24 protein-coding genes are annotated in these 23601 nt (G+C 61.7%); 7 read left to right on the forward strand and 17 right to left on the reverse strand.

The genetic code is table 11. From position 1 onward, the window contains the following. Positions 1-154 precede the first annotated feature (154 nt). From glyA to HMPREF0326_RS08155, 11 genes are all read right to left on the reverse strand, one after another. Positions 155-1393, reverse strand: coding sequence for a serine hydroxymethyltransferase (glyA, locus tag HMPREF0326_RS08105; RefSeq protein WP_008684724.1), 1239 nt, complete (start codon positions 1391-1393; stop codon positions 155-157). Between the two features lie 274 nt (positions 1394-1667). Beyond that, positions 1668-2915 carry a beta-ketoacyl-ACP synthase II gene (gene fabF / locus HMPREF0326_RS08110; protein WP_008684723.1) on the reverse strand — a complete coding sequence of 416 codons (1248 nt, stop codon included), beginning with the start codon at positions 2913-2915 and terminating at the stop codon, positions 1668-1670. 202 nt (positions 2916-3117) lie between these two features. Continuing rightward, complete coding sequence (acpP, locus tag HMPREF0326_RS08115; protein ID WP_008684722.1) at positions 3118-3351, reverse strand: acyl carrier protein; 234 nt, start codon at positions 3349-3351, stop codon at positions 3118-3120. A gap of 90 nt (positions 3352-3441) precedes the next feature. Beyond that, positions 3442-4212, reverse strand: a complete 771-nt coding sequence (gene fabG, locus HMPREF0326_RS08120) for a 3-oxoacyl-[acyl-carrier-protein] reductase (RefSeq protein WP_008684721.1) — start codon at positions 4210-4212, stop codon at positions 3442-3444. Positions 4213-4437: 225 nt separating this feature from the next. After that, positions 4438-5424, reverse strand: a complete 987-nt coding sequence (locus HMPREF0326_RS08125; protein ID WP_008684720.1) for a beta-ketoacyl-ACP synthase III — start codon at positions 5422-5424, stop codon at positions 4438-4440. Positions 5425-5438: 14 nt separating this feature from the next. Then, the gene (gene plsX / locus HMPREF0326_RS08130; protein WP_008684719.1) at positions 5439-6473 is read right to left on the reverse strand and encodes a phosphate acyltransferase PlsX; all 1035 of its coding nucleotides are present in this window, start codon (positions 6471-6473) and stop codon (positions 5439-5441) included. Further along, complete coding sequence (gene rpmF, locus HMPREF0326_RS08135) at positions 6473-6655, reverse strand: 50S ribosomal protein L32 (protein WP_008684718.1); 183 nt, start codon at positions 6653-6655, stop codon at positions 6473-6475. Before rpmF ends, plsX begins: the two co-directional genes overlap by 1 nt. Before the next feature lie 107 nt (positions 6656-6762). Then, positions 6763-7335, reverse strand: coding sequence for a YceD family protein (locus HMPREF0326_RS08140; protein WP_008684717.1), 573 nt, complete (start codon positions 7333-7335; stop codon positions 6763-6765). A gap of 68 nt (positions 7336-7403) precedes the next feature. Then, positions 7404-8036, reverse strand: coding sequence for a LysE family translocator (locus HMPREF0326_RS08145; protein WP_008684716.1), 633 nt, complete (start codon positions 8034-8036; stop codon positions 7404-7406). Beyond that, positions 8030-8350: a GIY-YIG nuclease family protein gene (locus tag HMPREF0326_RS08150; protein WP_008684715.1), complete on the reverse strand. Its 321-nt coding sequence runs from the start codon at positions 8348-8350 to the stop codon at positions 8030-8032. The genes HMPREF0326_RS08145 and HMPREF0326_RS08150 overlap by 7 nt, the downstream gene beginning before the upstream one ends. A gap of 210 nt (positions 8351-8560) precedes the next feature. Further along, positions 8561-9085 carry a hypothetical protein gene (locus tag HMPREF0326_RS08155; RefSeq protein WP_009301842.1) on the reverse strand — a complete coding sequence of 175 codons (525 nt, stop codon included), beginning with the start codon at positions 9083-9085 and terminating at the stop codon, positions 8561-8563. A 191-nt stretch (positions 9086-9276) separates the two neighbouring features. On the opposite strand from HMPREF0326_RS08155, the gene HMPREF0326_RS08160 reads away from it, so the two are divergent. The 7 genes from HMPREF0326_RS08160 (at position 9277) to HMPREF0326_RS08190 (ending at position 18190) form a co-directional block, all read left to right on the forward strand. After that, a complete protein-coding gene (locus HMPREF0326_RS08160) occupies positions 9277-9960 on the forward strand; it encodes a tetratricopeptide repeat protein (protein ID WP_008684713.1) in 684 nt (227 codons plus the stop codon). A 54-nt stretch (positions 9961-10014) separates the two neighbouring features. Further along, positions 10015-11403: a sigma-54 interaction domain-containing protein gene (locus HMPREF0326_RS08165; RefSeq protein WP_020990425.1), complete on the forward strand. Its 1389-nt coding sequence runs from the start codon at positions 10015-10017 to the stop codon at positions 11401-11403. 426 nt (positions 11404-11829) lie between these two features. Further along, complete coding sequence (locus HMPREF0326_RS08170; RefSeq protein WP_020990426.1) at positions 11830-13308, forward strand: SLC13 family permease; 1479 nt, start codon at positions 11830-11832, stop codon at positions 13306-13308. A 55-nt stretch (positions 13309-13363) separates the two neighbouring features. After that, a complete protein-coding gene (locus HMPREF0326_RS08175) occupies positions 13364-14758 on the forward strand; it encodes an aldehyde dehydrogenase family protein (RefSeq protein ID WP_009301836.1) in 1395 nt (464 codons plus the stop codon). Between the two features lie 42 nt (positions 14759-14800). Further along, on the forward strand, positions 14801-15922 hold the full coding sequence (locus HMPREF0326_RS08180) for an ATP-grasp domain-containing protein (RefSeq protein ID WP_008684708.1): 1122 nt from the start codon (positions 14801-14803) through the stop codon (positions 15920-15922). Further along, on the forward strand, positions 15922-16812 hold the full coding sequence (locus tag HMPREF0326_RS08185) for a succinate--CoA ligase subunit alpha (protein ID WP_008684703.1): 891 nt from the start codon (positions 15922-15924) through the stop codon (positions 16810-16812). Before HMPREF0326_RS08180 ends, HMPREF0326_RS08185 begins: the two co-directional genes overlap by 1 nt. Positions 16813-17086: 274 nt before the next feature. Further along, positions 17087-18190, forward strand: coding sequence for an alkaline phosphatase family protein (locus tag HMPREF0326_RS08190; protein WP_008684701.1), 1104 nt, complete (start codon positions 17087-17089; stop codon positions 18188-18190). Between the two features lie 55 nt (positions 18191-18245). On the opposite strand, the gene recJ is transcribed toward HMPREF0326_RS08190, so the two are convergent. The 6 genes from recJ to HMPREF0326_RS08220 all read right to left on the reverse strand — a co-directional run bounded on the left by recJ (position 18246) and on the right by HMPREF0326_RS08220 (position 23461). Further along, the gene (recJ, locus tag HMPREF0326_RS08195; RefSeq protein WP_008684700.1) at positions 18246-19970 is read right to left on the reverse strand and encodes a single-stranded-DNA-specific exonuclease RecJ; all 1725 of its coding nucleotides are present in this window, start codon (positions 19968-19970) and stop codon (positions 18246-18248) included. Beyond that, entirely contained in the window at positions 19967-20866 is a 900-nt protein-coding gene (locus tag HMPREF0326_RS08200) for a tetratricopeptide repeat protein (RefSeq protein WP_008684697.1), read from the reverse strand. Before HMPREF0326_RS08200 ends, recJ begins: the two co-directional genes overlap by 4 nt. A gap of 113 nt (positions 20867-20979) precedes the next feature. Continuing rightward, positions 20980-21678, reverse strand: a complete 699-nt coding sequence (gene pyrF, locus HMPREF0326_RS08205; RefSeq protein WP_009301830.1) for an orotidine-5'-phosphate decarboxylase — start codon at positions 21676-21678, stop codon at positions 20980-20982. A gap of 34 nt (positions 21679-21712) precedes the next feature. Next, positions 21713-22321: a guanylate kinase gene (gmk, locus tag HMPREF0326_RS08210; RefSeq protein ID WP_008684690.1), complete on the reverse strand. Its 609-nt coding sequence runs from the start codon at positions 22319-22321 to the stop codon at positions 21713-21715. Further along, the gene (locus HMPREF0326_RS08215) at positions 22321-22575 is read right to left on the reverse strand and encodes a DUF370 domain-containing protein (protein ID WP_008684688.1); all 255 of its coding nucleotides are present in this window, start codon (positions 22573-22575) and stop codon (positions 22321-22323) included. Before HMPREF0326_RS08215 ends, gmk begins: the two co-directional genes overlap by 1 nt. Before the next feature lie 4 nt (positions 22576-22579). Next, positions 22580-23461: a YicC/YloC family endoribonuclease gene (locus HMPREF0326_RS08220; protein ID WP_008684685.1), complete on the reverse strand. Its 882-nt coding sequence runs from the start codon at positions 23459-23461 to the stop codon at positions 22580-22582. Positions 23462-23601 lie beyond the last annotated feature (140 nt).

Below are 23601 nucleotides of genomic sequence, written 5' to 3' on the forward strand. Positions count from 1 at the left end.
AGCCGCGCGGAAGTGCGGCACGGAAAACGAAACAGGCCGCGCAAACGGCCTGTTTGAGAGCGGTTCACGCTTTTTAATCGTGCATTGCTCCACCCTGATGAATCATAAAAATTGGGGGAGGGAGCCCCTCCCCCAAAAAACGAAAGGACGCGGGCTACCAGGTGAACAGCGGGAACTGGCGGGCGAAGTCCTCCACATTCTTGCGAATGCGGGTCAGCTCCTGGGCATCCTGGCGTTTTTCCAAAGCCTCCACGATGAAACCGCCCACCGTGCGCATATCTTCCTGTTGCAGGCCGCGCGTAGTCAGGGCCGCCGTGCCCAGGCGGATGCCCGAGGTCACAAAGGGCGAGCGGGTTTCAAAGGGCACGGTGTTCTTGTTCACCGTGATTCCGGCTTGGTCCAGGGCCTGTTCGGCGTCCTTGCCGGTGATATCCTTGTTGGTCAGGTTCACCAGCATGAGGTGGTTGTCCGTGCCGCCGGAGACGAGTTCGAAACCGGCGTCCATCATGGATTGGGCCAGAGCGGCGGTATTGTCGAGCACCCGCTGCTGATAGGCCGCGAAGGCCGGGCGCAGGGCTTCGCCGAAGGCCACGGCCTTGGCCGCGATGACGTGCATCAGCGGGCCGCCCTGGATGCCGGGGAAAATCTGGCTGTTCAGGGTCTTGGCGTTGTCCTCGCTGGAGAGGATCATGCCGCCGCGCGGGCCGCGCAGGGTTTTGTGCGTGGTGGTGGTGGTGATATGGGCGTGGGGAATGGGGCTCTCGTGCAGACCCACGGCCACCAGGCCCGCGATATGGGCCATGTCCACCATCAGTTTGGCCCCCACCTCGTCGGCGATGGCCCGGAAGCGGGCAAAGTCGATGCGGCGCGGATAGGCGCTGGCCCCGGCCATGATTACGGCGGGCTTGTGCTCGCGGGCCAGAGCGGCCACTTCGTCATAATCGATGCGGCCTGTTTCCTTGCGCACGCCGTAGGAAACGACCTTAAACAGGCGACCCGAGAAGTTCACCGGGCTGCCGTGGGTCAGATGCCCGCCGTGGGAGAGATTCATGCCCAGGATCACGTCGCCGGGCTTGAGGCAGGCGAAATAGGCGGCCATATTGGCCTGGGAACCGGAATGGGGCTGCACGTTGACGTAGCCGCAACCGAAGAGCTGCTTGGCCCGGTCCTGGGCCAGGGTTTCGGCGATGTCCACGTATTCGCAGCCGCCGTAATAGCGCTTGCCGGGATAGCCTTCGGCATATTTGTGGGTCAGCACGCTGCCCTGGGCTTCGCGCACGGCGGGCGAAACAAAGTTCTCAGAGGCGATCAGTTCCAGTTTGCTCACCTGCCGGTCGGATTCCAGAATGATGGCCCGGGCCAGCTCCGGATCTTGAAGCAGAATTTCGTCCATGAACGCTTGTCCTTTGCTTACGGATTTCCGCGGAAATCAGTAAACACCGGTCGTGAGACCGATGCGCCGCCGCGGGCGGCGGAGGCAAGGCGCAACCGCGTTTGCGCCGCCGATCTCGCGGTAAACTGAAAATTTTACCGCGCATATCTGTAAGAATGCTGCCCGCCACGGCGGCGGGCAGTGTTGTTCGCAACATATTTTGCAGGATCGTCAGCGAAAAAATTTGTCTTTTCGCTAAAACCCTAGGCTGGTGAAGCGCGGCGTTTAGTAGCGCTTACTCGGTCCACTTTTTCAGAATCAGGCTCGCATTGGTGCCGCCGAAGCCGAAGGAATTGCACATTGCGTATTCACAGGCAACGTGCCGCGAGCCGTCCGCCAGATAATCCAGATCGCACTCAGGGTCGGGATTTTCCAGGTTGATGGTGCCGGGCAGCATTTCTTCTCGCAGGGCCAAGGCCGTGAAGACCGTCTCAATGCCGCCCGCCGCGCCCAGCAGGTGTCCGGTCATGGACTTGGTGGCGGAGATTTTGATCTTCCCGGCGTGCTCGCCGAAGACCAGCTTGATGGCCTTGGTTTCCGTGCTGTCGTTGAGTTGGGTGGAGGTGGCATGGGCGTTGATGTGACCCACGGCCTCGGGCGCGATGCCCGCCTCGCGCAGGGCGTTCTGCATGGCGCGGGCCATGCCCTCGCCGGTGTCGCAGGGGGCCGTCATGTGATAGGCGTCGCCGGAAGCGCCGTAACCGGCCACTTCCGCGTAAATCTTCGCGCCGCGCGCCCGGGCGGATTCAAGACTTTCCAGCAGCAGGAGGCCCGCGCCCTCGCCGATCACAAAACCGTCGCGCTTGCCGTCAAAGGGGCGGGAAGCGTGCGCGGGGTCGTCGTTGTAATGGGTGGACAGGGCCTTGAGGGCCGTAAAACCGGCCACGCCCAGAGGCGTCACCGTGGCTTCCACGCCGCCGGAAATGGCGGTGGTGGCCCGTCCCAGCAGAATTTCGCTGTAGGCCGTGCCCACAGCGTGGATGGCCGAGGCGCAGGCTGTGGTGGTGACGATGTTGGGGCCTTTGGCCCCGGTGAAAATGGAGATCTGCCCCGGTCCCATATTGGAAATCAGCATGGGAATCATAAAGGGCGAAATTTTGTTGGGCCCGGCTTCCAGCAGCTTGGTGTGGTACGTCTCCAAGGTGTGCAGGCCACCAAGGCCGACGCCGAGGATCACGGCCACATCGTAGGCATTGGCCTCGGTGACTTCAAAGTCGGCGTCCTGCAACAGCATCTTGGCCGAGGCCACGGCAAACTGGGTGAAGCGGTCCATGCGCCGCACCTGTTTGGGAGGCATATAGTTCTCGGGCACGAAGTTTTTCACTTCGCCGGCGATGCGTGAATCGTAGGCCGAAGCGTCAAACAGCGTGATGGGCGCGATGCCCGACTCGCCGGCAAGCAGGCGTTTCCAGGTGGTTTCAATGTCGTTGGCGAGAGGCGTAACGCCGGCTACGCCGGTGATCACTACGCGGGGACGGGTCATGCGGACTCCTTTTGGGCGGGGGGCCGATTCCCCCCGCTCTGCGGATGACTACCGGCCAAGGCATGTGCCGTTGCGCAACGGCGCGAAACCGCGTCCGCGCCTGTCGCGCATCCGCCGGAAACGCTAGGCCGCCGGATGCGGAACGGACATGCCCCGTTCCGGCTGCGGCCCTTTATGACAAAGGAACCGCCGCCGGGCCGTACTATTTTTTGTTTTCAATATAAGAAATGGCGTCCTGGACCTTGAGAATTTTCTGGGCGTCGTCATCGGCGATTTCGATGTCGAACTCTTCTTCCATGGCCATGATCAGTTCGGTCAGGTCCAGGGAATCAGCGCCGAGGTCTTCCACGAAGGAGGCTTCAGGCTTCACTTCATCGGCGCTCACGCCCAGTTGGTCCACAATGATTTTTGTTACTTTTTCCGCGACATCAGACATGGTATCCTCCAGGTAATATTGACTCTTATCATATGCCCCGGTGGCGCGCAGGCGCTCCGGGCGCGTTGCCGCAGGGTTGGGCGCGCCGTCTCAGCAGTACATGCCGCCGTTGACGGCCAGCACCTGTCCGGTGATGTACCCGGCTTTGTCCGAAGCCAGAAAAGCCGCGGCCTCGGCCACATCCTGGGCCACGCCCATGCGCTTCAGAGGAATGGATTCCACATAGCTCGCGCGCACGTCGTCGTTCAGGGCCGCCGTCATATCGGTTTCAATGAAGCCCGGAGCCACGGCATTGACCGTGATCTGGCGGGAGGCCAGCTCCTTGGCGCAGGATTTGGTGAGGCCCAGCAGACCGGCCTTGGCCGAGGCATAATTGATCTGTCCGGCATTGCCCATCTGGCCCACCACCGAAGAAATATTGATGATCCGCCCTTTGCGTCTTTTGCTCATGATCTTTGCGGCTTCACGAGTGCAGACAAAGGCTCCGCGCAGGTTGACGGCCAGGACCTTGTCGAAATCCTCGTCCTTCATGCGCACCAGAAAGCCGTCCTTGGTGATGCCTGCATTGTTGACCAGCACGGCCAAGTCCACCTTGTCCTTGATTTCTGCGGCGAAAAAATCCGCCACGGCCGCGCTGTCGCCCACATTGAGGGCGAAGGCACGGGCCCGGCCTCCGGCCGCCGTGATTTCGGCCACGGCCTGTTCCGCCTCTTCGGGGCGGCTCACATAGGTGAGAAAAACCTGAAAGCCGTCGCGGGCAAGGGTCTTGGCGATGGCCCGACCGATGCCGCGCGAACCGCCGGTCACCAGGGCCGTGGGGAGCGTCTCTGCGGCGGAAGGCGTGGACTGCGCTGTGCTCATGCTGGTTCTGCCTTTGCTGTGGGAACGTGGAATGCTGTTTATAGCTCAGACACGGGGGAATTTCAATGCGCGCGTACGTCGGTCAGTGGCGTGGCCCGGCACGGGATGCGGTGATTATAAGAATTTTTGTCCTTTGCCGGGAAGGCGAACGCCGGGCGGTATGAATTTCGCACGGAGCGAGCCTGACGCAGGCAATGGGCAGAAAGACCATCAACCGACGCTTCCTTAAAAGCGCAACAGGGCCGCCCCCCAAGTGAGTCCGGCGCCGAAAGCCGTCATCAGCACGCGGCTGCCCGGCGCTATGCGCCCGGCGGCACGAGCTTCAGCCAGCGCCAGCGGAATGGAGGCCGACGAGGTATTGCCGTACCTCTCCACATTGGTGAACACGCGGTCCTCGGCAATGTTCAGGCGGCTGCCCACAGCTTCAATGATCCGCATATTGGCCTGATGCGGCACAAAAAGGTCCACATCCTCAATGGAAAGACCGTTGCGGGCGAGAATCTGCTCGCAGATGCGCACCATCTGGCGCACGGCGTGCTTGTAGGTCTCACGGCCCTGCATGGTGATGAAAAAGTTTTCGTCGGTGGGCTGGCCCAGGCCGTAGCGGCAGGCCGTGCCGCCGCCCACGGTGATCAGGTCTCGCTGGTTGCCGTCGCTCTGGCAGATGACGTCTTCCAATCCGGCTAGGGCTTTGTCCGCCGAGGCCGTGAGCACGCAGGCCGTGGCCGCGTCGCCGAACAGCACGCAGGTGGAGCGGTCGCTCCAGTTGACGCGGCGGGTCAGGGCTTCGGTGCAGACGAAAAGGATGCGCGCCTCCGGGGCCTGGCAGAGCATGGCCCGGCAGATGGAAAGACCGTACAGAAAGCCCGAGCAGGCGGCGCTGAAATCAAAGGCCATGACCGGGCCCGCTCCCAGCTTTCCGGCCAGAATGCAGGCCACGGAAGGGGAAAGCAGGTCCGGCGTGCAGGTGGCCGCGACGATGTGGGTCAGGTCGCCCGCGTTGATGCCCGCATTTTCCAGGGCGCGGCGGGCGGCGACCAGGCCGAGATCCGAGGCGTTGTCCGTATCCGCCAGCTTGCGGCGCTGTTTGATGCCGGTGCGCGCCACGATCCACTCGTCGTTGGTGTCCACCAGTTTTGCCAGATCGTCATTGGTCAGCACCGTGTCCGGCGCGTAGGCGCTCAGCGCGTGCAGATGGCAGGTTGCAGTCATGGCGTGTCCGTCAGTTAGATGGCGCGGGAGAAACGGGTCAGCTCTTCGTTGGCCAGGATGGTTTCGGCAAGGCGGTCATTGGTGCCCTTGCGCACGAACGTGCCGCTCATCTTGATGGCGTTGCTCATGGCACGGGCGCTGGAACGGCCATGGCAGACAATGGCCAGACCATGCAGGCCGAGCAGCGGCGCGCCGCCGTATTCGGCATAGTCGATGGTGCGGGCGAAGCGCTTGAACGCGCCCTTGGCCAGCATGCCGCCCAGAGCGGGCAGAAGGCCCGAGGTAAAGACGCGTTTGAGCATGCGGATCAGGGAGGCGGCCAGGCCTTCGCTCATCTTGACCACCACATTGCCCACAAAGCCGTCGCAGATGACCACATCAATATCACCGGTGAAAATATCGCGGCCCTCGGCATTGCCGATGAAGTTGATGTTCTGGGCCATCTTCAGCAGCTCATAGGCTTCCTTGACCTGGCAGTTGCCCTTGCCTTCCTCCTCGCCGATGCTCAGCAGGCTCACGCGCGGCGCGGCATAGCTGAGCAGGTCGCGGGCAAAGGCGTCGCCCATGAGCCCGAACTGGAAGAGGTGGTACGGGCGGCAGTCCACATTGGCTCCGGCGTCCAGCACCACCACGGGATTTTTTTCCGTGGGCAGCAAGGCGGCCAGGGCCGGACGCTCCACGCCGGGCAGACGTCCCATGATGAACATGCCGCAGGCCACCGTGGCCCCGGAGTGCCCGGCGCTGACCACGCCGTCGGCCGCGCCTTCCTTGACCAGGCGGCAGGCCACCTGGATGGAGGCGTTTTTCTTGCGGCGCAGGATGTCCGAGGGCTTTTCGTTCATATGCACCACATCATCGGCCTGGACAATATCGAAATGCACGTTGGCGAGGTCGATCTTTGCCAGCTCGGCCTCCAGCTTGGGGGTGTCGCCCACAAGCAGCACGTGCAGATCGTGGAGACGGGCGGCCTCAATGGCGCCCGGCACCACCACAGAGGGGCCGAAGTCCCCACCCATGGCGTCCACGGCGATGATGGGGCGCTCGTTCATTATTCGGTTTCGGTTTTGGCGATCACCTGGCGGCCCTTGTACGCGCCGCAATTGGGGCAGACGCTGTGGGGCACGGTGGGTTCGCCGCAGGAGCAGTAGATGACGGCGGGAGTGGCCACGCGGTCATGGGAACGGCGCATGCCCTTGCGGGAACGGGATTTCTTATTCTGCTGAACAGCCATGGTATTCTCCTTTTCCGGCAGGCCGGAATGCTTGAACGAAATAACGCGGTTTAAGGATAATACCCAACCGCAAGACAAAACGACATAGCCGAATTTTTTGCAAATGTCTAGGTTTTATGCAGGGTGAGACCGCGCAAAACCGCCAGCCGGGGATCGCCTTCATCCGGGATGCAGCCGCAGGTTCCGTTGTTCAGGTTGGTCCCGCACTGGGGGCAGAGCCCCTTGCAATCCGTCTTGCAGAGCGGATTGACCGGCAGAGCCAGTACGAACTCCTCCCAGCAGACAGCGGCCAGATCCAGCATGGGTATGGTGCGCTCATAGACGATGCGGCTTTCCGTTGTCTCGGCGTCAGCCGCTCCGTTGCCGCCGCTCGCGTTCAGGACGGCATCAACATCGTCCTCGCCCGGCAGTTCTTCGAAGTCTTCAAAGTCGGTCCGGATGTCGACCACGGTATCTTCAGCGCAACGGTTGCAGGGCAGCACGACCTGACCGCACAGTTCGCCGCGCACCAGGCAGCCGCCCTCGGTGGGCAGCACGCTGATATGCGCGTTGAGGGGCTCGCTTATCCGGCAGTCCATGCCGAATTCCCGCATAGGCGTCTGCCAGATGGCCGGGTCGTCCAGGTCGAATTCCTTGCCGTCCGGCGGCAGGTCATTGATGGATATACGATATTTCTGCATGATAACCTCGAAAGGGGGTGTTCATACCCGCCGCGTCCGGCCCTGTCAAGGGCGGGCGGATCGGGCGTTCAGGGCCCGGTGAAGAGGAGGACCACGGCGAGCCCGGCGAAAACCAGTCCGGCGGCCCTGTGGACCAGAATCTGGCCGCGCTGGGAGCGGTTGAACCAGAGGGCCAGGCGGCCGCCCAATACGGCCACGGAGAAAAAGACCAGAACGGTAGCCAGCATGAACAATGTGCCCAGCATCAGCACCTGCACGACCACCCCGCCCAGTGCCGGATTGCAGAACTGGGGCAGAAAAGCCAGGAAAAAGAGGGTGACCTTGGGATTGGTCACATTCATCACGATGCCGCGCCGATACAGGGCGACATAACCGGGAAAGGCGGCCCCTCCGCCCGGGGTATGGGCCAGCAAGGCCCCTGCCCGGAAGGACATCCAGGCCAGATACAGCAGATAGGCCGCGCCCGCGCATTTCAGAATGGTGAAGGCCAGGGGCGAGGTCTGAAAGATGGCCGCCACGCCCAGGGCCACCGCCGTGGTATGCACGCACAGGCCGGTCACCAGGCCCAGAGTGGTCACCAGACCCGCGCGCACGCCGTAAACGGCGGACTGGGTGAGCACGAAAATATTGTCCGGGCCGGGCGCAATGCCCAGCAGCAGGGAGGCTGCGAAAAAGGTCAGCAAAACCTCGGGGCTCAACACGGCGCAACGACTCCCTGTTGCAGAAAAAGGATTTTTTCAGCGCGGGGCCGGGCCTTGACCGCGCATTCCAATCGCAAGGCCGCGCTCTTGTGGGCACAGACGCGGCTCGCCAGCAGGCGCACGGGCCGTCGTCCGCTGGTGTAGCGTGCCCCGCCGGGCGCAAGCCCGTTGTGCTGGGCCAGCCGCCGCGCGAGATCCGTGGTGACGCCGCAGTACAGGGTGCCGTCGGCGCATTCCAGCAGATAGACGTGCCAGTGGGTCGCGGCCCCGCCGGTGCGGGCGGGACGCGCCGAAACGCGTATGTCTTGTGTCATGCGGATCCGGACATAGGCCGGGAAAACCGGCGCGCTTGTTTATGCCAGAGTATTTCAACATTCAAATACGCTGGGGACTGTTTCCATTAGGATTTTCGTTCTCTGCCGGGGAAGGCGAGTCCCGAGCGGCGGGAGTATATGCAAACCCGACCTTCGCACGGGGCGATCCTGACGCAGGCAGGGGGCGAAAGGAGAATTTAGAAACAGGCCCTAGTCAAAGCCTCCGGCAAGCCAGGCGGTCAGCAGAAAACAGACCAGCCAGTTGCCGATGCGCCAGGGCCAGGGGTTGGGTTCGCGGCCCTGCATCAGCAGGCGCATGTCGCGCATGCTGCCCGCCACGCTGCCCACAATGTGAAAAAACACAAAGCCGATGCCCGCCAGCAGGCCGAACTGGGCCAGACAGACCAGAAAAAGGGCAAACGTGATGCAGGGCGCGAGGCAGGCGTTCTGCTCCATGCGTCCGCTGGTCCAGATATGGCCGAAGCGCAGGCCGCCGGTGCCGAAGCCGCGCCGGAATTCCGCGCCGCCGAAACCGCGCCCGCTGTGTCGGTCCTGATCGTCGAATGCGCCGGCATGGCCGTTGCGGCGGTCATGTTCCTGTCCCGGCTCCAGTACTTCGGCGTCCAGCACCCGGCGCTGCTCACTGCTTCCGGAAGTCCCGGACGCGCCGGAAATTCGCTCCGGCAGATTGGCGCCGTTGTGCTGTTCATGCGGATTGCTGGGGGAAGGGGTCATGCCTCTCCTCCTGGGTGGTACGGGCGGCAGGGCGCCTGGCCACTGAAAAATGAAAAAACGTCGTTCATGTTCCGGTTGTGCCTTGTGCTGGGGCCAGCGTCAAGTGCGGCTTGCCTTTGGCCGGGCTCGGCTGTATCGTCATTCCCCATAAAAACCGGCCCGCCGGGGCTGGAAGCGTGAAGGAGAAAATCATGAAAAAATATTGCCTGGCGGCCCTGCTGGCCGCTGTATTGAGTTTCGCCTGCGGCGCGACGAGCATGGTCCAGGCCGCGCCCGTCGCCACTTCAGCGGCAACGGACAAAATTCTGCAGGAGGCTTGGACGGCCTACAATATCGGTGAGTACAAAAAGACCCTGCGTCTGATTCAGCCCCTGGCCGGGGACGGCAATCCCCGTGCCCAGGTGATGCTGGGCCGCTGCTACGAAAACGGCCTGGGCGTGCCGCAGGACTTGGCCGTGGCCGCCCAATGGTACCAGCTGGCCGCCGAGCAGAACTACAGCGAAGCCCAGGTGCTGCTGGCCTATTGTTATGAAGTGGGCGCCGGGGTGCCCAAGGATCCCAGGGCCGTGGTGACCCTGATGACCCGCGCGGCCAATTCTGGCAATGCCGAGGCCCAGTTCAATCTGGCCCTCTATTACAGCCAGGGCATGTATCAGACCGCCAAGGACCAGAAGGAAAGTTTCCGCTGGGCCAAGCTGGCCGCCGACCAGGGGTATGCCCAGGCCGAGCGTTTCGTGGGCGCCTGCTATGAATACGGCATCGGCGTGCCCGCCAACCCGGCGGAAGCCGCGCTCTGGTACAACAAAGCCGCCGCGCAGGGCCTTGCCAAGGAAGGCAATGTGTTCAACCGGGTACGTGAATACCCTATGCCGTAACGTCATGTGCTCGTATCGGTCGCTTTCACGGCCGGTACGAGCAGAGTGGGAGCTATGGGCAAGAGGGAATTGCGGGACACTCTCATCAAGGTGGCCATGAGCAACCTTCCTACAGGCGCGTTCATTTGCGACAGGGAAGGCGTGGTACAGTTCATCAACGCCGCGTATGCCAAATATCTGGGTTTGCGCCCGGAAGAGGCCATCGGCCGCCATATTACCGAACTTATCCCCACTTCGGGCATCCCGGCGGTGCTGCGTTCACGCAAGGCCGAGCTGCGCCAGATACGGCGTTTCCCCAACGGCGGCGCGACGCTGATCGTCAATCGCGTGCCGCTCTTTGATGATGACGGCGAGCTGATCGGGGCCTTGAGCATGACCCTGTTCGATACGGCGGACCAGGTCAGGGACCTTCTGGAGCACGTGCAGTGCCTGGACAAAAAGGTCAGTTCCTGCCAGCGGCGGATCAAAAGCGCCCTGTCTTCGCCCTACACGGTTGAATCCATTATCGGCAAAAGTGAAAGCATCGCCGCCTTCAAATCCCTTTTGCTGCGCTATGCCCGTACGGGTGCGGCGGTGCTCATTCTCGGCGCCACGGGAAGCGGCAAGGAGCTGGCCGCGGGCGCCATCCATGCCGCCAGTTCCCGCGCCGAAGGCCCGTTCGTAAGTATCAACTGCGCGGCGATCCCCAAGGAACTTTTTGAGTCCGAGGTCTTCGGCTACGCGCCGGGCGCGTTCTCGGGCGCGCGCAAGGAAGGGAGCGTCGGCAAGATTGAAGTGGCCCATCAGGGCACGCTTTTTCTCGACGAGGTGGGCGACCTGCCCTTGCAGGCGCAGGCCAAGCTGCTACGCGTTCTTGAGGAAAAGCGTCTGTTCCGCCTGGGGTCCTCCCAGCCACGGGATGTGGATTTCCGCCTGGTGGCGGCCACCAACCGGGATCTCGAAGCCATGATCACGGCCGGGACATTCCGCGAGGATCTTTACTACCGTATCAATTCCATGAAATTGCGCCTGCCCTCTTTGCGCGAACGCCGCGAGGACATCCCCCTGTTGGTGCGTTTTTTTCTCGACCACATGGGCGCGGGCGAAACCGTCTGTACGGAAGAAGCCATGCATGCTTTGATGGCCTATTCCTGGCCCGGCAATATCCGCGAGCTGCGCAATGCTGTGGGCCATGCCTTGAGTCTGTGCCGCGAGGGCCGGGTTTCTCCGGCGGACCTCCCTCCCGAATTGCGCCGCCACACGCTTTGTCTTGACGAAAATGCCGATGCCAAGGGCAGATTGCGCGCCATTGCGCGGAGCAGCGAGGCCCAGACCCTTTTGCTGACCCTGCGCGAACAGGGCTGGAATGTGGCCAAAACCGCCCGCTTCTTGGGCCTGTCGCGCGCGGGGATTTACGTCAAGATGCGCCGTTTCGGCATTCGGCGCGGCCAGAGCGGCATGTAATACGTTTTTTTCATGTCAGCGCAGCCCTGCGCCCTGCCTCGGTTTTTCCCGGCGGCAGGGCTTTTTATTGCCCCACAGCCTTCCGGCCATAGCCCGCGCTCTTTCCTTCAAAGCGGTGCAGCACGCCTCGGATTGACTCTGTTCCCTGACACTCCATGCCATCCTGTCTTCAGGTTTTGTGATTTTATGATCTATTCGTCTATTATTTTAGACATATTTTATACAAATGCCTAAAATAATAGACATATATGTATTTAAAAATATAGAAATGTATTCTTGGATAATAGTACAATACACTAATTTTTAACTATAATTCAGCATAAAGTCATACATCTCTGTTCTGGTATGGAGCTTGCTATAAAAGTCACAATTAGGCGGCGCGGAGAACAAGCCGTATTGCAATGCCCAAACTCAGAGAGGTGATGTATGGCAGGGTCAAGTGGCGCATTGGGCGACAATAGAAGGAATGTTCTGATCTTCTTTCTGGCTTTGGCAGTCATGGCAATAATTATCGTCCTGCCGACACCGGAACCGTTTTACAAGGGCACGGAGGCCATTCCTCTCACGGCGCAGGGCAAGATTGTCATGGCCGCGCTCTGTTTCGCGGTAATTTTGTGGATGACGGAGGCCATTCCCTTTCCGGCCACCGCGCTCTGTCTCATTGTTTTTCTGCATATTCTGGGAGTGGAGAGTTTCAAGAACCTGGTCAGGCTCGGTTTCGGCAACAATGTGTTGCTCTTTCTGATGGGAGCCATGGGTTTGTCCGCGGCCATGACCTCTTCGGGACTGGCGCGCCGCTTCATGCTCTGGATGTTGACCAAAGTGGGTCGACGTACGGACCATATCGTTCTGGCCTTTATTGCCATAGGCGCTCTGCTTTCCATGTGGGTGACGGATATGGCTGTGGCGGCCATGCTGCTGCCCTTGGGGGTAAGTATTCTGAAGAGCAGCGGCTGCAAGCCGCTGGAAAGCAATTTCGGACGCGCGCTGATGATCGGCGTTGTTTACGGCGCGCTGATCGGCGGTACGGCCACGCCCGCCGGATGCGGTCCCAATGTGATCGCCATGCAGTATGTGCGTGACATCGCCCACCTGGATGTGACCTTTGCCCAGTGGATGATCGTGGGCGTGCCCGGCGCCATGCTCATGGTGCCTCTCGGCTGGTTCTGCCTCATGAAATTCTTTCCGCCCGAATTCCGTGAAATTCCCACTAGTCTCGACAGCATACGCACTGAACTTCAGGAGCTCGGCGGCCTGAGCGGCAAGGAAATCCGCACGCTGCTCGTCTTTTGCATCATGGTCGTGCTGTGGCTTTTCGGCGCATACCTGACGCCTCTGCTCGGCTTCAAGCTGCCGGAAGCTTTTGTGGCCCTGCTGGGTTTTGTGCTGCTGTTCCTGCCCGGCCTCAGAGTGTTCGACAATTGGAAAGAGGCTTCCAATTCCATTGACTGGGGCGGTTTGGTGCTCATCGCCGGCGGTATTTCGGCGGGCATGCTGCTGGCCAGCACGGGCGCGGCCCGCTGGGTGGCCTGGGGGCTGCTTTCCGATGTGGGCGGGTTTCATCCCGTTCTGCGGGTGATCGCCGTCATCAGCCTGGTGGAAGGACTCAAGATTTTTTTTTCCAGCAACAGCGTCACCGGCGCGGTGGTCATGCCGTTGATCATTTCTCTGGCCATGGATATCGGCATGAATCCGTGGATTCTGGCCGGTCCTGCCGGTATCGCCCAGAGCATGGCCTTTATCATGGTCACCTCTTCCCCGACCAATGTGATTCCCTATTCCTCCGGCTACTTCCGGATCGCGGATTACGCCAAATGCGGCGTCGCCATGACCGTCATCGCCATCCTTTCCGTGACCTTCTCGGTTGCCGTATTCGGACGCTTTGCCGGCATGAACATCTGGTAGGCCCGGCATCCCCGTGCATCGCGGCCGCAACAAACTTTTTACCAGGGAGATTCTTATGAAAACAGTCGCTGAGCAGATGGAACTGGCCCGCAGGGCTCAGGAGGCCGTGGCCGAATATACGCAGAAGCAGATCGACGAGGTCTGCCTGGCCGTCGGCTGGGAAGTGTACCGCGACGACAATATCGCAAAACTGGCCCGCATGGCGGTGGAGGAAACCGGCTACGGCAATGTGGAAAGCAAGATTCTCAAACACAAGCGCAAGGTCGGCGGCGTCATGCACGACGTGAAAGGCGCGGTCAGCGTGGGGCTTATGGAGCGGGACGAAGCCAGCGGCATCTCGAAATACGCCAAGCCCGTGGGCGTGGTCTGCGCTATTCTGCCGGCCACCAACCCCACGGCCACCTGCGGCGGCAAGGCCGTGGGCATTCTCAAGGGGCGCAACGCGGTCATCTTCAAGGCCAGTTCCCGCGCGCTCCACTGCACCGCGGAAACCGTCAGGATGATGCGCGAAGGGCTCAAAAAGGTGGGCGCTCCCGAGGATCTGATCCAGATTCTGGAGGATTCCGGCCGCGACGGCATCGCGGAACTGATGAAAGCCTCGGATCTGGTGGTGGCCACGGGCAGCGGGGCCGTGGTGCGGGCGGCCTATTCCAGCGGCACCCCGGCTTACGGCGTGGGCCAGGGCAACGCGGTGGCCATTGTGGCCGAGGACGCGGACCTTGTGGAAGCCGCCGAAATGATCTGCGCCAGCAAACTCTTTGACTACGCCACGTCCTGTTCCTCCGAGAACGCGGTCATTGCCGTGGCGGACGTCTACGAGCGGTTCATGGAGGAAATGCTGGCCCACGGCTGCCATCTGGTGAGCGGCGCGAACCGGGAAACACTCCGGAACCATATGTGGAAGGTCAATGCCAAGGGCAAGCTTGCCCTCAACCCGGGCGTTATTGCCAAGTCCGCCCAAGTTATCGCCGACGGCGCGGGCATCAGTATCCCCGACGGCACGGACATTCTGCTGGTGGAAGGCCGGGAGCCCATTGCCCAGGACAAGTTCCACGACGAGAAAATTTCGCCGGTGCTCACCATCTACAAGGCCGCTGACTTCCAGGACGCCTACCGTATTCTCACGGAACTGACCAGCAGGGTGGGGCGGGGCCATTCCTGCGGCATCCATACCTGGAGGCGGGATTACATCGACTATCTCGGCACGCACATGAAAACCTCGCGTGTGACCGTGCGCCAGCCCATGAGCGCGGGCAACGGCGGGCATCCCTTCAACCGCATGCCGTCCACGGCCACTCTGGGCTGCGGCACTTGGGGCGGTAACATCACCACGGAAAACGTCCACTGGAAACAGTTTATCAATGTGACCTGGGTCAATGAGCCGGTATCTCCCTGGGGTTTCACGGACGAGGAAATGTGGGGCGAATTCTGGAAGAAGCACGGCAAATAAGCCCTCGCATGCCGGATTGGATTTTCTGAAAAAGGAGCGGTTATGAATCTTTTTGAATACCAGGCCAAGGAAGCCTTCCGGGAATGCGGCATAACCACGCCTAGGGGAGTGCTTGTACGGTCCGTGGAAGAACTGGACGCGGCTTTTGCTGAAACGGGTTTTCCCTGCGTGCTCAAATCCCAGGTGTTACGGGGCGGGCGCGGCAAGGCCGGGCTGATCAGGATGGTCGGTGATGCGGAAACAGGCAAAAGGGAAGCCGGGGAACTGTTCGCTTCCGCGCACAACGTGCGCATGCTTCTGGTGGAGCAGGCCGTGGATATCGCCCGTGAAATATATTTGTCCATTACCGTGGACCCGGTTACGGGCACGGCGCTGCTCATGGGCTGCGCCGAGGGGGGCGTGGATATTGAAAGCCTGGCCGCCACGCAGCCGGAAAAGATCGTTCGCGTGCACGTGGACATGGCCGAGGGGCTCGGCGGCTATCATGTGAACAATCTGATCTACGGCATGGGGCTTTCAGGCGAGGAAGCCAAACAGGTCGGCGCGGCGGCGCGCGGACTGTACAAGGTTTTCCGCGCCTGTGACGCCCAACTGGCCGAAATCAATCCGCTCTTCATCACCAGAGACGGGCAGGCCGTGGCCGGGGACGGCAAATTGATCATCGACGATAATTCCCTGCCCAGGCAGCCGCGCTATCCTCTGAGCCGCGATTATTTCGATTCGGACGTGGAGTTCGAGGCGGCCCGGGAAGGCATCCCCTATCTGCGCTTCGACGGCGACATTGCGCTGATGTGCGCTGGCTCCGGCCTGACCACCACGGTTTTCGACCTCATTCACGACGAGGGCGGCAGCGTGGCCACCTACGTGGACTTCGGCGGGGCCAACTACACGCGGGCCGTGCGGGCCATGGAGCTCTGCCTTGAAACGCCCAGCAAGGTGATTCTGGTGGTCACCTTCGGCACCATCGCGCGGGCCGACGTCATGGCCGAGGGCGTGGTGGAGGCCATCAAAAAGCTGCATCCCAAGGTGCCCGTGGTGCTGCGCATTCGCGGCACCAATGAGGCGGAGGCGTTTGAAACCCTGAAACAGGCCGGTCTCGCCAATCTGTACGATACTGAGGAAGCCGTGTGCAAAGCCGTGGATCTGGCGGCGGGGAGGGCATAATGAGCATTTTCGTCAATAAGGACAGCCGGGTGGCGGTCCAGGGCGTTACGGGCAAGGAAGGTTCGTTCTGGACCAGGCACATGAAGGAAATGGGCACCCAGGTGGTCTTCGGGGTCACGCCGGGCAAGGAAGGGCAGGATGTGGCCGGAGTGCCGGTATACCACAGCGTGCGTCGGGGCATGCGGGAGCATCCCGCCGACGTGGCCATGCTCTTCGTGCCGCCGCGTTTCACCAAGGACGCCATTTTCGAGGCCCTGGACGCGGGCATCCGCAAAATCTGCGCCACGGCCGACGGCATTCCCCTGCACGAAAGCGTGCAGATCCGCAAAGCGGCCCTTTCCTGCGGGGCCATGGTGGTGGGGGGCAATACCACGGGCATCATTTCCGTGGGCGAGGCCCTGCTGGGGATCATCCCCTACTGGATCGACAGCGTGTATAAAAAAGGCCATGTGGGGGTCATGACCCGCAGCGGTTCCCTGACCAATGAAGTGACCGCCGAGATCATCAAGGGCGGCTTCGGGGTCACCACCCTGGTGGGCGTGGGCGGCGACCCGGTGCCCGGCACCCGCTTCGCCGAGCTGTTGCCCATGTACCAGGAAGATCCGGACACGCATGCCCTGGTGGTCATCGGCGAGCTGGGCGGCAGCATGGAAGAGGAGGTGGCCGAGGCCGTGGAAGCCGGGGTGTTCAGCAAACCCCTGGTCGTCTTCATGGGCGGGCGCACCGCGCCCGAGGGCAAGCGTATGGGGCATGCCGGGGCCATTGCCAGCCACGGGCACGGCACAGTGAAGGGCAAAACGGCCGCTCTGCTCAGGGCCGGGGCCGGGGTGGCCGCAAAGCCCGGCGAAGTGGGGCCGTTGCTGCGGGAAATGCTGGGCAGCGCAACGTAAGCAGAACGGGGCGTCGCGTTATTCCGTATTGAATGTTTTGCCGAAGGCTGCGCGGCCTTTCCAACAGCACGAGACGTGATCACCGGCGGTAAAACCGCCGGTGATCACGTTGACGGCCCCTGCGGGCCGGGGCGTCCGTGCCCTGATACGCAAGGGAATAAAATTTTATCCTGTTGCGGAAGGTGCGTAAGATAGACTGAAATTCATGGTCGGCTCTATGGCATAGTATTCCGTTTCGTTATAAAAATGAGAAAAAAGTGAAAGGAGCCGGGGTATGGAAAAAGTGCTGATACTTGTCATTGACGGTTGCGCTCCAGAATATTTTACGGAAAAAACAGCGCCTCATATCTTCCGGCTGGCAAAGAAGACTGGTTTTGCGAAGCGCATTCTATGCGCCGTGCCGTCCGTGACCAATGTCAATCATGCCTGCATTTTGTCGGGAAAATGGCCGGAAGAAACCGGCGTGGTGGGCAATTATTTCTACAATCCTGAAACAGGGCGGGAAGGATTTATAGAAGAACGGGGCTATATGAAAGCGCCCACGATCTTGCAGCGTTGTAAGGAAGCGGGCGGCAAAACCGCCCTTTTGACGGTAAAGGGCAAAATTCTCGGAGTCTATGGCGACGGCGCGGACATCGGCATCAGCGCCCAGACACCGGATCGCGGGCAGCTTGAGCAGTACGGCCTGGACATGCCGCCCGCCATACAGAGCGGTGAAAGCACGCAATGGATCATAAAGGCGGCGTATCAGTGTATAAAAATCGCTGATCCCGACATGGTGTATTGCACGACAAATGACTACATCTTTCACCATTATGCGCCGGGGCACAAAGAGGCGGTCGCGCAAATTGCCGCGATTGACGAATATGTGGAAAAAATCTGTACCCTTGATCCCGGCAGGCAGATTTATATCACGGCCGATCACGGCATGAATCAGAAGTCAACTATCGTCAATTTTCAGAGCATAGCGGAGCGGGCTGGATTTGCTGTGTATTGTCTGCCGCCGTTAAAGGATCGCTATGTTGAAAATCATATCTACCAGGAAGGCGGGATGCTGTATGTGTTTTTAAAAGATAAAAGTCAGGCCGCCGCATTTTTTGATTTTGCGAAAAATCACCACCATGTCGAACAGGTCTTACCTAAAGAGGAAGCGGCAGAAATTTATCATCTCCCTGCGGGACGAATTGGAGATTATGTGCTTTTTTCGGGAAAAGACAGCGCATTTGGAGAAGTGGAGGGTGAATGCATCACGACCGATGCTTCACGGACGCACGGATCTTTACATGAAAGAGATATCCCGCTTGTTGCCCTGAATCCTGCCGCGTCTGAAGAGAAGTATTTATATAACAAGGATATTGTTGCGCGGCTGTCGCTATGATTCAGCGCCGGGCTTTGCCCGTGTTCAGCTTTCAGTGAGTCATTCCGCCGCCGTGTTACACGGGCTGCCAGTCCTTGACGCCCAGATCCACGGAGACGATGCCGTTATAGGTATCCAGGCGGGGCGTGTAGGCCAGGCGGATGGTCTGACCCACCAGGGAAGGCGGCAGAGCCTCGGCCATACGCCAGGCTTTGGCCGACAGGGTGACGCCGCTTTTCTGGTCCTGAACGCGCAGCAGCACATGCTCGCGGCTGTGTCCCAGAAAGGAGCGCTCCTTGACCAGCAGGGGCGGCGAGGCGAATACCGGTTCGGCATTGCCCGGTCCGAAGGGTTGCAGAAGCTCCAGCTCTTTTAAAAAGCACTGTTCACCGGCACGGGCGAAATCCAGCTCGCATTCCAGAGTCAGGGTGGGGCGGAGCGGCTCCGGCCCCAGCGCTTCGGCGGCCACGGCGTCGAAGCGCTCGCGGAATTCTTCCAGGCGTTGCGGCTCCAGGCGCACTCCGGCGGCCAAGCGGTGCCCGCCGAAGCCCAGCAGGCAGGGGGCCGTGGCCGCGAGGCCCGAATGCAGGTCGAATTCGCGCACCGAGCGGCCCGAGCCCTTGAGGTTGCCCTGATCCTCACAGAGAATGATGGTGGGGCGGTAAAATTCATCCACAATGCGTGAAGCCACAATGCCCACAATGCCGGGGTGCCAGTCCTGGCCGTAGAGCACAAGGCTTGCGCGCGGTCCGCGCGAAAGCTGCTTCTCGGCCTGGACGCGGGCCGCGGCGTGGATACGCTCCTCCTCGGCCCGGCGTTCGGTGTTCAGGGCGTCCAGTTGCGCGGCCAGGCGCGCGGCGGCCGCGTAATCCTTTTCGCGCAGCAGCTGCAGGGCCAGCTCCGCCTGTCCCATGCGCCCGGCGGCGTTGATGCGCGGGGCCAGACGAAAAACGACCTGCCCGCTGCTCAGGGAGGCGGCCGCGTCAAAACCGCTGACCACCTTGAGGGCCGCCATGCCGGGGCGTGCGGCTTTGGCCAGTTTGCCCAGGCCGCCGCGTACCAGAATGCGGTTCTCGCCGGTCAGGCGCATGACGTCGGCCAGGGTGCCCAGAGCCACCAGATCCAGGGCCTCGTCCATTTTGTAGCGCTTGTCCGTATGCGGGGCCAGAGCCGCGTTGACGGCGGCCATGAGATAAAAAGCCACGCCCACCCCGGCCAGATGCGGGCAGGGCGAAGCCTCGGCCTCGTCCAGGCGGGGGTTGCAGATGGCCTGGGCCGGGGGCAGTTCCGCCGGGGGCAGATGGTGGTCGGAAATGACCACGGTCATGCCCAGCTCCCGCGCGCGGCGCACGGCTTCCAGGTCCGAAATGCCGCAGTCCACGGTCAGCAGAATGCCGTAGCCTTGCGCGGCCAGGAGTTCGATCTGGGGGATGTTCAGGCCGTAACCCTCGCTGCGGCGGTCGGGCAGATGGTGCCCGGCCATGATGCCGTGGGCTTCCAGGACATCCAGGGTCAGGGTGGAGGCCGTGATGCCGTCCACGTCGTAGTCGCCCCAGACAGCCAGCTTTTTGCCGGACAACAGTTCCTGGGCCAGCAGTTCGGCGGCCTGCGGAATCTGGGGCCAGCAGGAGGGCGGCGTGAGCGCGTTCAGACGCGCCGACAGAAAATCCTCCATGGCCTCGGCCTCTGTCAGGCCTCGCTTCCAGAGGATTTCCAGCAGGAGCGGCGAAATGGAAAGCTGCTCGGCCCAGCCGGAGGGCGGCGTGCCGGGCGGCCCTTCGCGGAACTGCCAGTTTTTCACGAAGCCTGGTCCTGCGCCGGAGCGGCCTGGGCCGCCTGGGCCACGGCGCGCAAAGCCTTACGCACGGCTTCCTGACGCTCTTCCGGCACCAGATTTTTTTGAATCATCCAGGCCAGGAATTTCAGCGAAGGCTCATGCTTGGGAGCGATTTCCAGGGCTTTGAGCAGATTGTCGATGCAGCCGTTGATGTCCTTGGTTTCCAGGAGCGCGCGGGCCATGTTCATGTACAGGTTTTCATCGCTCTGCGAGAGTTGCAGGGCGCGCTCATAATACTCCACGGACTGTTGCAGCATCTTGTTCTTGCGCAGATTAATGCCGAATTCATTGAAAAGATGCTTGTGCTCGGGCTCGAACGCGCCGTCCAACTTGACCAGGCGCTCGAAAATATCCTGGGCCTTTTCCGCGTCGCCGCGTTCCATATAGGTCAGGCCGATGCCGAAGTTGGCCCGCACGTTTTCCTCGTCCACCTTGAGCGCGCGGGAATATTCGTATTCGGCGGCGAAATTTTCGCCTTTTTCGCGGTGGTTGTCCCCGTTGTCCACGGAACGTTGCAATTCCTGCATCTTGGGATAGACGGAATTGAGGTAGAACTCCGGTTCCGGCGCGAATTTGCTGATCAGCTCGTCCATGGTGATCTTGCGCTTGGGGCCGCTGGGCACGTAATTGGGATTGAGCGGCTGGCACTCGATGACGTCGCCGTGCTGCTCAATGAACCAGAAGGTTTTCTGCACGGTTTTGCGGGTGGTGGTGCCTGTGCCCACCCGGCGGATTTCCTGGGTGGAAAACACCCCGCGCACCTCGGCCTTGTTGGTTTCGGCAACGGCAGCTCTGGAGGCGGCGGGCCGGGGGGCGCTGAGCGCCGGGTTTTGAGGGGCGGAGGCTTGTTCTTCGGGCATAATGTTTCCTTACGGATCTACGCGGTAAATTTTTACATTTTACCGCAAAATCACCTGTGGCGGTGCATCGGCCGCAAGGCCGATGGTGACTGATTTCCATAGAAATCAGTAAATTACCCGGCGGCGTCCATTTCCGCCAGGATGCGCCGCGCGGCCTTGGCCGGGGACGGCGCTTCAAGAATGGGCCTGCCGACCACCAGAAAGTCCGCTCCGGCGGCAACGGCCCTGGCCGGGGTCATGACCCGGCGCTGATCGCCGGCGGCGGCCCCGGCCGGGCGGATGCCGGGACAGAGGCAAAGCAGGCCGGGCGAGGCCGTTTTGATCCGCGCGGCTTCCAGGCCGGAACAGACCACGCCGTCCAGGCCCCAGGCGGCGGCCCCGGCCGCCAGGCTCAAGGCGAAATCCGCCGGGGCGGCGGCAATGCCGGGCATTTCGCCCTCCGCGAAGCTGGTCAGCACCGTGACGCCGAAAAGCAGGGGGCGCGCGGGGCTGTCCGCCGCCAGGCCGTCCACGGCCGCGCGGGCCTCGCGGCACATGCGCTCGCCGCCCTGGCAGTGCAGGGTCAGCAGATCCACGCCCACCGCGGCGGCGGCCTTGACGGCCTGGCCCACGGTATGCGGGATGTCGTAAAACTTCAGATCAAGAAAAACCCGGAAGCCCAGGCTCTTGAGTGATTCCAGCAGGGAAGGCCCGGCCAGGGTGAACAACTCCATGCCCACCTTGCACCAGGGCGCCAGGCCTTGCAGATCACGGGCCAGGGAGAGGGCCGCATCCTTGCGGGGCAGATCCAGAGCGACGATAAGCTGGGCCATTGTCTTCCTTGTTGTGACGGGGCGTTTGCGGGATTCAGCGCGCGAGCAGTTCTTCCACCAGCCGGGGATTGCGGGCCGGAGCCATGGCGGCGGCCAGATAGACAGCCCGCAGGGCGTCATAGGCCGCGTCCAGGTCGTCGTTGACCACCAGGGCGTCGTACCAGCGGGCCTCGAGAATCTCCCGGCGGGCGTTGTTCAGGCGGCGTTCAATAGTGGCCTCGTCGTCCAGGCCGCGCCCGCGCAGGCGGCGTTCCAGTTCCGCCATGCTCGGCGGCAGGATGAAGACAAAGACGGCCTCGTCGAGCGTCAGCTTGAGCTGGGCCGCGCCCTGCACGTCAATGTCGAAAAGTACGTCCTGGCCCTGGCGCAACATGTCCTTCACCGGCTCCAGGGGCGTACCGTAGAAATTGCCGTGCACCTCGGCCCACTCCGCGAAATAGTTCCGCGCCCGGCGGCTTTCAAAATCCTCCCGGCTCAGAAAAAGATAATCCTTGCCGTGCACTTCCCCCTGGCGCGGCTGACGTGTGGTGCAGGATACCGAGTAGCCGAAATGAGAAAATTCCGCCAGAAGCCGCTTGATCAAGGTGGTCTTGCCCGCTCCGGACGGAGCGCTCAGAACCAGGGCAATGCCTTCACGCCGCATCAGGCCCCTTCCTCCTGCGTAAAACGCTGGCTGATGGTTTCGGGCTGGATGGAGGAGAGGATCACATGGTTGGAATCCGTCACCAGAATGGAGCGCGTCTTGCGCCCTTGGGTGGCGTCAATGAGCCGCCCCTCGGCCCGCGCGTCCTCGCGCAGGCGCTTCATGGGCGACGAGGACGGGCTGACAATGCCCACCACCCGTCCGGCCAGCACGTAATTGCCGAAACCTATGTTAATGAGTCTGTCGCCGGGCATGGGATCATTCCAGGTTCTGGACCTGCTCGCGGCATTTTTCCAGTTCGTTTTTGAAATCCACCACCAGGCGGGAAAGTTGCACGTCCGGCAGCTTGTTGCCGCAGGTGTTGATCTCGCGGAAGCATTCCTGCAGGGTGAAATCCAACCTCCGCCCGGCGTCGCCGCCGCTTTGCAGCAGATTGCCCAGGCGTTCCAGATGGGTGTTCAGGCGGGTCAGCTCCTCGCTGACGTCCAGGCGGTCGGCCAGAATGACCACTTCCTGAAGCAGGCGGGTTTCCTCCAGCTCCTGTCCGCTCTGGGCCAGAACCTCGCCCAGGCGCTCACGCAGCGTATTGGCCCGCTCCTCCTTGATGACCGGGGCCCGTTCGGCGATAAGGCCGGTCCATTCCTGCATGCGCAGAATGCGGGAGTGCATGTCCGTGGCCAGGGCCCGGCCTTCGGTGGCGCGGGCTTCATTCCAATCTTCCAGAGCCAGGGCCAGACCTTCCTCCAGCAGGGCGACGACGTTTTCATCCAGCTCTTCGCCGGTGTCGCCCCACAGAGAGGATATCTGCAGCAGGGCGTTGTAGTCGGGCGCGAAGTCCTCGCCGCGCGAGGCGGCCAGGGCGTGCAGGCTCTCCAGCATGGCTGCGGCCTGCAGGCTGTCGAAACGTGGGCTGGGCGCGGAACCGGCCGCGTATTGCAGGATCAGGCTGATGTCCACCCGGCCGCGCGAGGCGAAGCGCCGGACCACTTTTTCCAGGCGCGGCTCCAGGCTGCGCACGGCCACGGGCAAGCGCCACTTGAGGTCCAGGTGGCGGCCATTGACGCTTTTAACCTCCCATTGCTGGGTGAGGTTGGCGTTTTCCACCAGACAGCGTCCGAATCCGGTCATACTGCGGAGCATAGTTTCTCCTGCTGCAAAAGATATTCGGGAAGTGTAGAGCAAGGGCCGGGGGAATGCAAGAAAGGCCCCGCGTGCGTGGGGTGCTTTCGGAGCGTTGACTTTGTCAACGCGGCCAAAAATCAGGAGCAGGTCACGGCTTT

The organism is Desulfovibrio sp. 3_1_syn3 (assembly GCF_000145315.2).
Classification (GTDB): Bacteria; Desulfobacterota; Desulfovibrionia; order Desulfovibrionales; family Desulfovibrionaceae; genus Desulfovibrio; species Desulfovibrio fairfieldensis.